Below are 12,008 nucleotides of genomic sequence, written 5' to 3'. Positions count from 1 at the left end.
GTTTATGTGAATCAAACCACCAAATTTCATCTCACCTATTTAACATTATTATTTTCACAAACCAAGCATTAAAACTGAATACCTAGATGGTACAACCTTTATAAGCTATGATTTAATTTAGACATTTTTATTTTGTCCATAGCTTAAATATCACATAAAAAGCACCTCATTCCCTAAAAGGAAATCAAGTGCTTTTAATAAATTTCATCATCACAACATCGCAAATTATTACTGGGAGTAAGGGTTATAATCTATCTCAACCTTAGTAAGACCATCTAGTACTTTCTCTATCCTATTAGTCAAGTCAGCTATTTCTACATGTGTTAGTTCACTTGTAGCATCTAAATCTTCAAACATACTTAATCTCTTTGTTATCCCTTCAACATAACCAATAAAGACCTTATTTTTGGATAACAATATTTCACCTATAGCAGTATCAACAATAAAGTCTTCTATCTTTCCAAGATTTATATAATCATTAACAGTTCTTGCTATTGCATACTCATGTCCTCTATTTAATTTTAAATAATCATTGTAGTCTTCATTAATAGCCTCAAATATTTCATTATATTCCCAGTCTTCCAAGATATCACTCCTCTTTTATGGTTTCATAGATACTATAACTTTTGATTAATCTAAAATCTGGTAAATGTGTCTTGAAATATCTATTTCTTCTCCATCTTAAATTATGATAAATTTAAAATTTCTTTTAGTTCTTTTAAGGAAACTTCAACTCTTGTTCGATCTTGAGGTTGTCTTGTTAAATAGTCTTCCCCAGCCTCTGTTAAATATTGAAAAAATACATTTTCATCTACAATAGCATTTTCCTCAACTTCAGCCATAGGAGGTTGTATACTAAAGTTAACACCAGTTTCACCAAAATATTCCTCTTCTCCTGACTGATATTCATTTGCAAAAATACAACATACTGGATCAATCCCAAAACCTTGTTTGTTTTTGAAATTTTCAATCGCTTCCATAAACTTCCCATCACCTATTATTTTGTAATATAGACGCATCAACTCAACTTTTTCTGAAAATTCTTCAATAATAAAAACTTCCTCACTTATAACAAACATTCCTTTAACATTTAATCTAGAACTGGGAAAAAATTCGAAATCTCTCACTGTATTTATGTCTTTAAAGCCTATAAATTTCAATTTTTCCCCATTTACATTGACATACCCTTCTACCATATACTATCAGCTTAAAGTTGGAAAAATAACCTTAAATGGGGGATGACCAGTATCTTGATTTTGTAATAAGCTAGGCTTACGAAATCTTAAACTAGTTTGTAGTTCGATTACAGCTACTTCTCCCTTTATTTCCTTGAGCGATACATTAATCCAGATAGGGCATAGTGGAATCCTGCATGCAAGCATATTAACCACCGTTTCGAAATCAAGTTCCCTTCCATTTAAGTTTTTTTCATTTAACATCCCTCGTTGCAAATACTCATCAGTAGAATTAAGAAATTTGCCATGCTCGATTATAGGTACTACAGTAAATTTACAATTTTCACCTAGTCTGACATTTTGAAAATTTGAAAGCTTATTTAAGGCTTGTAACAAGTGTTCTTTGAACGTAGCATTATCCATGTACTTAATCAAATTATTCACTCCTTTAATTTTTTAGAGACTACTTTAGTGGAGTCGTTAATAAAGCCATCAGCATCTATTTTATAGCTATAAACTTCAATCCATGCACCTTTAACGTTAACTCCAGCATCCTTAAGTAGTTGTGGGTAATCCATTGTAGAATTTCAATCACCTTCAGTTTCACTTCTACTGGATATTTGACTCTAGTTTCAATAGAAAAAACACCTCTGCATTGAGTTTAGGTATGTTATAACCGTTTTCAACGAAAGGTGTTTTTATTTGTGTCATTTGTATAGGTCAGTGCACCCTGTAAACGCTAAAATAAAATGGACAGTTTCTGCTAAATAACATTGAACACTTTCGCTAATCTAATAGATTTTCAGTAAACTATATATATTCGTTTATTGGGGGTCAGACAAGTGGAGGGAAAATTAGTGCTATATTTAGAAATTCATCAACTAGCCAAAAGAAACTTAACAGTTTCTCAAATTGCAAATCAGTTTAAAGTATCTCGAACGACAGTGTATAAATATTTGGAGATGAGCTTGGAAGAGGCGATACAACAATTTGAAGAAGGTAAAACAAGGAAGAAGAAATTAGATGAACATCTAGATTGGATAGTTGCCTGGTTGGAGGAATATCCACACCTAAGTGCAGCCCAGATTAAAGATTGGTTATTAGAAAAGTTTCCAAGCCTAGAGATTGGAGACAGTACTGTTCGATTATATGTTCAAGAAGTCAGAGAGAAATATCAAATTGAAAAGACGAAACAAACAAGGCAGTATGAGGCAATACAACAACAGCCTATGGGAAAACAGATGCAGGTTGATTGGGGAGAAACAAAGCAGAAAACCGTAAGTAAAAGAGAGATAAAACTTTACTTTATCGCGTTTGTTTTGGCGCATTCGCGCCATAAATACATGAAATGGCAAAATCGACCATTTACAACAAGAGATGCGATTCGCTGCCATGAAAACGCCTTTCACTTTTATGGGGGAATGCCTAACGAAATAGTATACGATCAGGATCATTTACTTTCGGTTAGCGAGAACGCTGGTGATTTAATTCTGACTACCGATTTTCAATCGTATGTGAAAGAACGGAATTTTAGGGTTCATTTATGTCGTAAGGCAGACCCTGAATCAAAAGGAATGATTGAAAATGTCGTTAAATTTATCAAAGGGAACTTCGCAAATAGTCGAGTTTTTAATGATATTGATGACTGGAATGAACGAGCACTTCAATGGCTCGAACGAACTGGGAATCACAATGTGCATAACACAACGAAAAAAAGACCCGATGAAGTGTTTCTCCTCGAAAAGCAACACTTACAACCGGTCTCTAGCTTACTTTCAATAGAAAGTATGAATGAGTCTAGTATAACAAGAAATGTAATGAAGGACAACACAATCAGATTTGAGTCTAATCGATACTCCGTACCGATAGGTACTTACAAAACAAAAGGAAATAATCAGGTGTTCCTTGAAATAAAAGGCTCAAACAATCAGCAGCTGGTTATCAGGAGTAGTAAGAATCGTGAAGTCATTGCCAAACATACAATTAGCAAGGAGAAAGGTATTCTTATTAAGAATAGAAATCATGGTAGGGATCGATCTAAAGGCATCGAGGCATTAAAAAATGGGCTTTTATCTGCATTTGACGATGAAGAAAAAGCGAAGGTTTACATAGAGAAAGTGCTCGAGAAATACCCACGTTATCGTCGAGATCATTTAGAAATTTTCCGTTCGGTATCAATAACTGATTCAACTTGGTTTGATAAGGCGCTGGAGAAATGCATCCATGAAAACTTGTATAGTGCGAACGATTTTAAAGACGTTGTGCTTTACCTAAAAAAACAATCTCAACAGGAACCATTAGTTTCCTTAGAACAGGAGAAACGGCCGATTCATAAAGTAGATATACCAGTTGGAACACGCCCTTTAAGTACGTACACAAGCATTTTAGGAGGCGAACTTTCATGAATCATACGGTAAAAGAAATTCAGAGCCAATTCAAACTATTGCGCTTAGCCGAAACAGCTGAGGAGCTTCCACAGCTCCTTCGCGAAGCTGAGAAATCGTCATGGACCTATTTAGAATTCCTAGAGGCCATTACCCATTTTGAATTAAAGAAAAGAGAAGCTAAGAGTGTGGAAAGACGGTTGAAATGGGCACGGTTCCCTTATCAGAAAACTCTGTTGGAATTTAGTATTGAAGCACAAAATTCTTTAAGTGAACGCCAACTTACTCAACTACAAGAAATAAATTGGCTGGAGCAACAGTATAATTTGATCTTATTAGGTCCTCCAGGAGTGGGAAAAACTCACTTAGCCGTAGGCTTAGGCATCGAGGCAATTAACAAAGGTTATCAAGTTTACTTTGTGACAATGGGAGAATTAATTCAATTACTGAAAACGGAGGAATTTACGCATAAATCACAGGTACAGATGAAACGATTAAGAGCTTCTGATTTAATAATTATTGATGATTTGATGTATATGGCGATGGATCAACGTGAGGCCAATCTGTTCTTCCAAATGATCAATCATCTTTATGAACAAAGTTCAATTATCTTAACTTCTAATAAGAGTCCAGATCAATGGGGAGAATTAATGGGAGATGAAGGAATTACTACGGCTATTTTAGATCGCCTTTTACATCGTGTGGAGGTAATACACATGAATGGAGACAGTTATCGGATGAAAAACCGACAGAGTTTGTTTTAAGCAAAAGTGTTCACTCTAAATTAGCAAAAAGTGTTCAATTCTACTTGACGGTTACACACCCCCACCCAAGAAAGCTTATTTATGTCTACTATGACTCAAAAGCTGTTTTATCTGGAAATATACCTTTTTCTCTTACAAGACAAACTGCCAATCTTTGAGCAGCTCGATCAAAATAAAACTTAGCGGGAATATTTTGATCAGGTAAACTTTCTAACTCTGAAAACTTTCTGGTTATTTTATTTAACTCAATTTTACCCATAATCTCTTCGTTAGGTCCAAATTTGTAAACTACAGTTTCATCATCTTCATATTCTTTTAATAGTAAAATATACGACGCCATTTTTACTCCTCCTCTTCTGAGTACCACGGACGCCTAGATTCGACTGTTTTATCGTGTGCGGTCCTGGAATCTGTTTTAATATTCCTTCAAATCTTGATTAAAAAAGTTCATGATTTAATAAATTAATATCATTCTTGTTATAAGTACGTTTTTGAAGCCTATCCCAAGCTTGTCCAATTTGATAAACTGATTCAAAGTGTCCAATTCCATGTTCTCTTATGTGCTTTTTGATATCACAATCATATTCTTCAACTAGCGTTGAATAAGTACGATATCCGACAGCAATAATTGACTTGTGTTGAGCACTACCACAAAATCAACGTGGACAGATGACAAGTGGAGCTAACATCTCCTGTAAGCTGATCCTGTCTTTTTCTAATGCTCCTCCATTTAATTTGACGCCACTATTGAATTCTTCTCTAAAGATACTGATCAAGTATAAGCCTTGTTCTTCAGAATATACTTTAATTTCATCTTCTTGGCATTTCAAACTATAGTCCTCTTTGGTTTTCCCTTGAGTCGAGACTCGTATATATCTAACAATGTTCAATATTTCACCCTCCCGTACATAAATTTAATTTCCGTAACGATTTTTTGACGAATAGCGAGTATTATCAGACCGTTTCTAGTAAAAAGACAAACCAAAATTTATAAGACAAAGCAGTTGTCCCATTCCAATAACAGTTGATTTATTATAAATTAAAATCAAAAACCTTGAAAGGCATATAGCCAATCAAGGTTCTCAAATTTTTCCTTATGATAGTCCCCAAACACTTAACTCATAAAAATATTCCGTTCGTTCAATACACAAACCAAAATTAAAATCTTCTGCAACTAGAATAAAATCACCATAGCCACCTGAAAACTTTGTTAACTCAATCATTTCATTTAAGTGACTAAATACTTCATTAACATTAACCAACACTGCTTCTATTTCATTTTCTCTAAAAATTAATAGTCTTCCTTGTTTTGGTATTACTTCGATATTATCAATAGTATCGTTTAACAATTGTCTTGATTTTTGAATATGTTCTTTATAGCTATCTCCTTGCAATTGAATCTTATTTTCCTTTCTGTTAAGTAGGGAAAACACATTCTTACAAAATAAATCATTATCTTCGATATTTAAAAAAGGTTCCTCTGAAAGATTCATGAAGTTTATTTCTTTTAATAAATTCTTTCTTCTACTTTTTCTTTTTAACAGCTCCATTTTTGTTTTTCTTTCGTCACTCATATTAATCACCTTTCTCACGGTCGACCCTTCTTTTTATAATCAACTAAATCTTCCGGAAAATGTCCAGGCTACTGATTATATCTTCCGTTTTCGAATGGGCTTCCTTTCAAATCGTCAGTACCGTGAAATGAGGACCTCACGAATTTATCTACTCGGTGCTCTATGATATATTTTTTTCTTACCATTTACTTCAAATTCATACTCTCTTCTATTTTCAGTTGTTTCATCATAAACATCGACAGGTTTCTTGTGCTGAGTAGAGTTAGGTATTCCCGCGCTTCTCTTTGCATCTATTAATACTACATTTTTTGTTAATACCTTATCATTTTCATAAGTACCCTTAGGAATTTAACTTGGTGCCCTCCACTATTATTCGTAATAGCCCTCTTTAAAAACAATTACACTTTCAACAAGACTATCTTCAGAATCCTCAAGTTCAGGAACAAAAAGTCCAATCCCTGATGGGAAAGATAATAAGCCTGTTTCATCCAATTCAACATCACAATCTTGTGAAATAATAGTTGACTTCAGTTCGCTAAAAGGCCTTCCAATCATGTGTTTATGTGAAAATTTTGGGTCTGCTGGTAGTGCCATTTCAATTGCTTCACACGTATCGTTACTATCGTAATATATGTGTATTCCATGATCATTAAATGCATCTGTAAAAGTATCAGACATAGGCGTTTTTTTAAATTCTACTACATTTCCTCCTAAAACATTTCTAACCTCATCTCTTGTCATGCCAAAACTAATTGGACCTACTCCCTTATTAGGAGTTATTATAAGTTCATTCATTTTTTACACCATCCCTAGATTTGTTTAATCTTTTAGTATATTCTAACATTTGTCTAATACCTTCATCATATTTGTTACCAAACTTATTTCTTAAATCATTAATGTCCATATTTTGAGCCTCATTTAATTTCCCTTGTTCTATTAAAGATTTTTGCTGTTCTCTATATGCTCTTGCTTCTCTTGAGTTACCCCCACTCGCTGTTTGTCTATGGTCTATGGTTTCCATTCTTACACCAGGACCATTACCTCTACTTATCGGACTAACAGAATTAGCTGGCATATGATGGACTTCTCCGCCATTACTAGAAACATCCTTACAATCTAATCATTTTCAATTTGATTCTCACTAATATCAGCAGACTTAATATAAATTAAAGTAAAAAAACCTTGAAAGGCAATTTAGCCCATCAAGGTTATGTTTAAAGTAACGTTTTTATTTTTTACTATCCCTTTTCCATACACTTTCTCCTTCAGTTAAAAAAACTGCACTTGGCGGATCATCATAAAGTGAAATTTCAACTAATGAACCTTTCTTTTGTATTAACCAATTATATAAACGACTTTCCTCATTAGTAGGATGCTCTAAAATATCACTTACTTGAAAAACAGCTGCATCATATTTGGTATAATTTACATTGTCGTCATCTAACCCATTATCTGTTTCAAAAACTGTCTCTAGTACACCAACAATCCTTAATCCATTTTCCCATTCTAGTATCATGTCACTATGTTCATATTTTATTAATGTTCCTATTAAAGAGTCATACCCCATATACATCCTCTTTTCTTTTGTTTTTACGGCCTTGACGGTACTATATGAGCTCCATCTTTACCACTAATGTATCAATCCATTAGTAGTATCAAGATATTCACCGGTATTTCGATCATAGTAATTCCCAATAGTTTTACCAAAGTCTACTCTTTCTTTTTTACCGTTTGGCAGTAGTTGACCTTTCCCTGCAAACTGATCAAGCAATTCTTGTGCTGTTTTATTATCGCCATAGAAAATACTCTTGTTTTTTCCATTTGCTATTTCTTGTTTGAAATTTGGCGTATTAGAAATATGCTTTTCATGAGCAGCCAACAAAAAGAAACCTTGAAAGGCATATTGCCAATCAAGGTCAGCTTTTTCTTTATACAAATTATTAGCTATTCAATTTCATCATATGCATCACCTAGAGAGATAAAATCACTTCTAAGCCAATACCAATATTGCCCTTTATTTTTTATAAGTTGTTCAAGTAAATCAGTAAACGAAGTAGCTATAATCTGGGACTCACCTACAAGCCCATGGCGGTCAAAAAAACTATCGTGCATCTACCTAGTCTATCTTCATTGAGGTCAGTAGTTAAGTATTCATCCGTTCCATCATTACCAATAATATACCAGTTAGATGAAATATCTTCTTCACATAATTCTGCTACAATTATTGGGTTTGCCAATACAAACTTATCAGGAGACACAATATATATTGGATATTCCTCATCTTCAAATAGAACTAATCCCCCGCAAAGACTATAAAACTCTTTTAAATCATTAGGTAAAATATGCTTTTCTTCATCAATAATGGGTAATCCAGAAGGCTCAAAGATACGACTATTTGGTAAAGTGTTTATTTGTGTGAGCAACTGCTTTATCTTTTCCACTAGCTTCACTCCCGATAATTATAATCCAAGGATAAACATGATACCATTATTCAAAAATCTGTTACAAAATTTTATATGATGACATTAAAAGGGGCATGACCTGTTTCAGCATTCCTTAATAATGTTGGTTTTCTAAAACGTAAACTAGTTTCCAATTTGAATATGGCGATATCTCCTTCCATCTCCATAAAAGATATATTAATCCACATGGGGGCTTTCGGGAAAAGTCCTCCTAAAACTCCAACAGCATCCTCTATTAATAGTCTTTTACCACCAATATTCTCTTTAGATAAAACAAGACGTTTCATCATTTCATCGCCACCATCTAATATTTTCCCATGTTCCTCCACAGGCTCTATAACAAATTTAATTATATCACTTGAAATTTTCCTAACTTCTTTAATCTTATCAACTGCTTTAGATAAATTTGTTGAAAAAATTTCTTTATTCATTTGAGTAACTTTAGTCAAAATATCTCCTCCTTTATTCCAATTTAGTTAATCGTATTTTCTTTTAATTTTGCTAAATTAACATAGCCATTGCTCGTTAGATATAAGTTACGGATCTTTTTGCAGCAGTTAATCCACGTCAAAAAATGGTGAAGGAATGACTAAGGGTACTGATGATGGTGTTGTTTCGGTATATAGACAACTAGTTCACATCATTCCACTTAAACCATATTAAGCATAATTTAAAATGATCAGTTTCGAGTCGACCATCTTGGTACTTCTCCTTATGATTTTGTAAACTATTGGACTTTCGGAGCTTAGGGGGATTTTGTCAGGAGCCAACGAAAGACCTAGTGCCTGTTCACGTCGTATACGTACTCCATCCCAAGAGTCATTCGACTACGTTTCCTTCTTTATAGCTTAGCACTAGTTAAAAAACTATAACTTTGTTTATTATTTTTACCTATGGATTTTCTATAAAACTTTCTGCTATATCTATATCATTTGTCATCTCTAATTCAGAAAATTTTTCATCTAATTTTCTTAGGCAATTAATTAGTTCTTTACTTTGTATTATTTCTGCTATATCCTCAAAAACTTCACTTAACCAATACAAATCTTCCGCATTACAATTCTCTAAATATTTTAAAGTATTTCCCTCGTTTTCTCCGAGAACCTGTACTATTTCATCCCAACTACTTTGTATGCCATAGTCATCATTTAAATTTAATTTCTTCCTTTTATTTAATATTGCTCTCATTTTATTTTCAGTATCCATATTCATCCTCCACACTATATGAGGAAATTTTCCCATGGTTTAAACTTAGTTAAAGTTATAATTTTGATGTCGAATAGAATGAATGTACAAAATCATATGCCCTAATACGTAATAAAAACAATCTACTAATACTCCTACTGCCATCTATATTACATCTCTAATCCATTTTATAAATAATTGCCGATACACCATTTGTTCTTTCATTTGTTTTTTGTTTAACATACCTTAAAACATTTCTTGAGATATTTTGTCCTCTAGCACCAATAATAATTGTCCATTACAAAATTTCCCGATTAAAACAATAAAGTCCAATATTTCATAATAATAAACGAAGAAGTAAAAACCTTGAAAGGCATTTAGCCAATCAAGGTTTAATAATATATTTAAGATTTATTGACTCATATACTAGTCACCTATGGATCTACGTCAATATCCTGGACACAAAAAAGTTAAGTCCCTGTCAGAACGGCATCCAATCATGGAGCGTCCTGTATCCAGCGAAACCAATCAAGTGAAAGACCGTACTTGACAGCTTTCGCTGGATACAGGAAATACAAGCCATGGATGTCGTCCTGAAAAAATGTGTAGGTAGGGGTAACTCAGGAAAACGAGATGCCTTTGCTATCAAACCGCTTCTTTTCGGCATAAGTCCTCTAATTGTTGAGGTGTTAGATAGTTAATAGCTCCATGAATTCGTTTTCGGTTGTACCACGATTCGATATAATGAAATAGGGTCAATCGGGCTGTTTCAAAGTTGATATAACTAGATTGATATACCTCTTCTTTTTTCAAAATCGCATGAAAAGACTCGATACATGCATTGTCATACGGGCATCCTTTACGACTGAAAGATTGTTTGATTTTTGCTTCTTTCACTGCTTTTTCAAAGTCTTCACTAGTATACTGGCTGCCTAAATCGGTATGTAAAATTAGTCCTTCTTCTGGTTGTTGAACATCGATTGCGTTCGCTAAAGCTTGTAAAACAAGTTCTGTTGTCATCGATTTGGAAAAGGAATAGCCAACAATTTTTTTCGTGTGTAAATCTAGGACGGAAGCTAAATAACACCAGCCGTCTTTTAATGTATTAATATACGTAATATCTGCAACCCATTTTTCATTAATGCTCGTCGTTTCAAAATTTTGTTCTAACAGGTTTTCGCGTTCCACCACTTGCGCATTGGAGGAAGTTGGTCGGTACTTCTTCACGATCGTTGATCGAATTCCAGCCTTTTTCATGATTCGCTGCACTCGGTTTAAGCTGAAATCGACCTTTTCTTGTGTTAACAGATAATGAATTTTTGGTGCACCATAGCGACCTTTACTCTCCGCATGTATAGTTTTTATGCGTGCTAAAACCGCTTCGTTTTCCATGGCATACGAAGATTTTACTTTATGGAACGACTGGTAATACGTACTTCTGGACACTTTTAGCACATCACACATCAATTGGATAGGAAAGTGTTCTTTCTCCTTTTCGATATGGTCAATAATCTCTTGGTCTGTTACTTTCTTGCGAATATGGTCATAGCCTTTTTTAGGATGTCTACCTCCTGTTGAAGCCGAAGGTTTTCCTTTTGAATTTCTGCGATTTGAGACGGTGTTAAACCCCCACTGTTTTCGATTGGGGAGTGTGCTTTAATCCATTTATAAATAGTTACTTCAGAAATACCATATTCGCTACTGAGATTACTCACAGGTGTACCAGATCTGTGGAGTTCGACAATTGTTTGTTTAAATTCTTGGTTATACCGTTTTTGTTTCATTCCGAACACTTCCTCTCTATTTATAGGATAGAGACTTAACTAATTTGTGTCCATACATCCATACTAGCATCACTAAGTCTCTTTTTCATAATCCTTATTAATTAATTTCACTAAATAATAATCTAATTTTTCAATACTATACTTTGTTTAGTTTCATAAGATTCGAGAAATTTCACCATAAATTTTACTCTATCCATTCACTACAAAATTTAGGGAATCAAGTGATTTTATACATTTTTTAAGTTTAATAATATTTGCGAATTTTTATAATTTGTATTGTTGTAAAAATGCTTCTAAAATCCTTTCAATAGGTAAACTAGCATTTATTAACAATTTCTCTACTTTGTCCTTTATTTGCTTATTAGAAGCAATTATTTTTTTGTATTCTTCTCCATCAAAAGAACGTAAAGAATCTATTGCATATTCAGCCACTTCATCACTCTCATTAAGTAAATCTAATAATAAATTAAATCCATATACCCCGTTATCTTCATCTATACAGTAGGCCAATCTAATTTTATATTTATCATCTTTATCTTTTAATCCTTGAATTAAATTCTCCCAATCAATATTAGTAAAGTCACTCATCAATTCTTGCACATACATAAATTCATCGTCATAAAAATAATTATCTGAGCTATTTTCAGATAATACTGCATCTACTTTTTCGTACATTCACA

Annotated in this window: 17 protein-coding genes and 1 pseudogene; 2 read left to right on the top strand and 16 right to left on the bottom strand. The window is 33.4% G+C overall.

All coding sequences use genetic code 11. The features are described 5' to 3' along the window. Window positions 1-228 precede the first annotated feature (228 nt). The 4 genes from NSQ95_RS07420 to NSQ95_RS07405 form a co-directional block, all read right to left on the bottom strand. Entirely contained in the window at window positions 229-585 is a 357-nt protein-coding gene (locus NSQ95_RS07420; protein WP_342560601.1) for an Imm3 family immunity protein, read from the bottom strand. A gap of 101 nt (window positions 586-686) precedes the next feature. Then, on the bottom strand, window positions 687-1,196 hold the full coding sequence (gene cdiI, locus NSQ95_RS07415; RefSeq protein ID WP_342560600.1) for a ribonuclease toxin immunity protein CdiI: 510 nt from the start codon (window positions 1,194-1,196) through the stop codon (window positions 687-689). A 6-nt stretch (window positions 1,197-1,202) separates the two neighbouring features. Next, window positions 1,203-1,610 carry a hypothetical protein gene (locus tag NSQ95_RS07410; RefSeq protein ID WP_342560599.1) on the bottom strand — a complete coding sequence of 136 codons (408 nt, stop codon included), beginning with the start codon at window positions 1,608-1,610 and terminating at the stop codon, window positions 1,203-1,205. 5 nt (window positions 1,611-1,615) lie between these two features. After that, a complete protein-coding gene (locus NSQ95_RS07405; protein WP_342560598.1) occupies window positions 1,616-1,753 on the bottom strand; it encodes a hypothetical protein in 138 nt (45 codons plus the stop codon). A gap of 279 nt (window positions 1,754-2,032) precedes the next feature. On the opposite strand from NSQ95_RS07405, the gene istA reads away from it, so the two are divergent. Both istA and istB read left to right on the top strand, forming a co-directional pair. After that, on the top strand, window positions 2,033-3,580 hold the full coding sequence (gene istA / locus NSQ95_RS07400) for an IS21 family transposase (protein ID WP_342560794.1): 1,548 nt from the start codon (window positions 2,033-2,035) through the stop codon (window positions 3,578-3,580). Further along, window positions 3,577-4,323 carry an IS21-like element helper ATPase IstB gene (gene istB / locus NSQ95_RS07395; RefSeq protein ID WP_342559798.1) on the top strand — a complete coding sequence of 249 codons (747 nt, stop codon included), beginning with the start codon at window positions 3,577-3,579 and terminating at the stop codon, window positions 4,321-4,323. The genes istA and istB overlap by 4 nt, the downstream gene beginning before the upstream one ends. Window positions 4,324-4,411: 88 nt before the next feature. Here the strand turns inward: istB and NSQ95_RS07390 are convergent, their stop codons facing one another. The 12 genes and pseudogenes from NSQ95_RS07390 to NSQ95_RS07335 form a co-directional block, all read right to left on the bottom strand. Continuing rightward, the gene (locus NSQ95_RS07390; RefSeq protein WP_342560597.1) at window positions 4,412-4,663 is read right to left on the bottom strand and encodes a hypothetical protein; all 252 of its coding nucleotides are present in this window, start codon (window positions 4,661-4,663) and stop codon (window positions 4,412-4,414) included. Between the two features lie 316 nt (window positions 4,664-4,979). Next, window positions 4,980-5,213, bottom strand: coding sequence for a recombinase family protein (locus tag NSQ95_RS07385; RefSeq protein WP_342560596.1), 234 nt, complete (start codon window positions 5,211-5,213; stop codon window positions 4,980-4,982). Window positions 5,214-5,417: 204 nt separating this feature from the next. Further along, window positions 5,418-5,915 carry a hypothetical protein gene (locus tag NSQ95_RS07380; protein ID WP_251556810.1) on the bottom strand — a complete coding sequence of 166 codons (498 nt, stop codon included), beginning with the start codon at window positions 5,913-5,915 and terminating at the stop codon, window positions 5,418-5,420. A gap of 351 nt (window positions 5,916-6,266) precedes the next feature. Next, a complete protein-coding gene (locus NSQ95_RS07375; RefSeq protein ID WP_342560595.1) occupies window positions 6,267-6,692 on the bottom strand; it encodes a hypothetical protein in 426 nt (141 codons plus the stop codon). Continuing rightward, entirely contained in the window at window positions 6,685-6,972 is a 288-nt protein-coding gene (locus NSQ95_RS07370; RefSeq protein ID WP_342560594.1) for a hypothetical protein, read from the bottom strand. Before NSQ95_RS07370 ends, NSQ95_RS07375 begins: the two co-directional genes overlap by 8 nt. A 153-nt stretch (window positions 6,973-7,125) precedes the next feature. Continuing rightward, entirely contained in the window at window positions 7,126-7,464 is a 339-nt protein-coding gene (locus NSQ95_RS07365; RefSeq protein ID WP_342560593.1) for a hypothetical protein, read from the bottom strand. 63 nt (window positions 7,465-7,527) lie between these two features. Next, window positions 7,528-7,833: a polymorphic toxin type 50 domain-containing protein gene (locus tag NSQ95_RS07360; protein ID WP_342560592.1), complete on the bottom strand. Its 306-nt coding sequence runs from the start codon at window positions 7,831-7,833 to the stop codon at window positions 7,528-7,530. An 8-nt stretch (window positions 7,834-7,841) separates the two neighbouring features. Continuing rightward, window positions 7,842-8,338, bottom strand: a pseudogene (locus NSQ95_RS07355) (SMI1/KNR4 family protein). A gap of 71 nt (window positions 8,339-8,409) precedes the next feature. Next, entirely contained in the window at window positions 8,410-8,808 is a 399-nt protein-coding gene (locus NSQ95_RS07350) for a hypothetical protein (RefSeq protein WP_342560591.1), read from the bottom strand. A 442-nt stretch (window positions 8,809-9,250) separates the two neighbouring features. Beyond that, window positions 9,251-9,565, bottom strand: coding sequence for a hypothetical protein (locus tag NSQ95_RS07345; RefSeq protein WP_342560590.1), 315 nt, complete (start codon window positions 9,563-9,565; stop codon window positions 9,251-9,253). Between the two features lie 624 nt (window positions 9,566-10,189). Further along, window positions 10,190-11,328, bottom strand: a protein-coding gene (locus NSQ95_RS07340) for an IS3 family transposase (RefSeq protein WP_342559786.1) whose coding sequence is annotated in 2 segments (ribosomal slippage) — window positions 10,190-11,103 and window positions 11,103-11,328 — 1,140 coding nt in all. Because the reading frame shifts where the segments join, the coding sequence is not laid out codon by codon here. A 264-nt stretch (window positions 11,329-11,592) separates the two neighbouring features. Beyond that, the gene (locus NSQ95_RS07335) at window positions 11,593-12,003 is read right to left on the bottom strand and encodes a hypothetical protein (protein WP_342560589.1); all 411 of its coding nucleotides are present in this window, start codon (window positions 12,001-12,003) and stop codon (window positions 11,593-11,595) included. Window positions 12,004-12,008: the final 5 nt, after the last annotated feature.

It is taken from the genome of Psychrobacillus sp. FSL W7-1457 (assembly GCF_038593405.1).
Lineage (GTDB): Bacteria > Bacillota > Bacilli > Bacillales_A > Planococcaceae > Psychrobacillus.
This window is presented reverse-complemented; position numbering and strand designations above follow the sequence as displayed.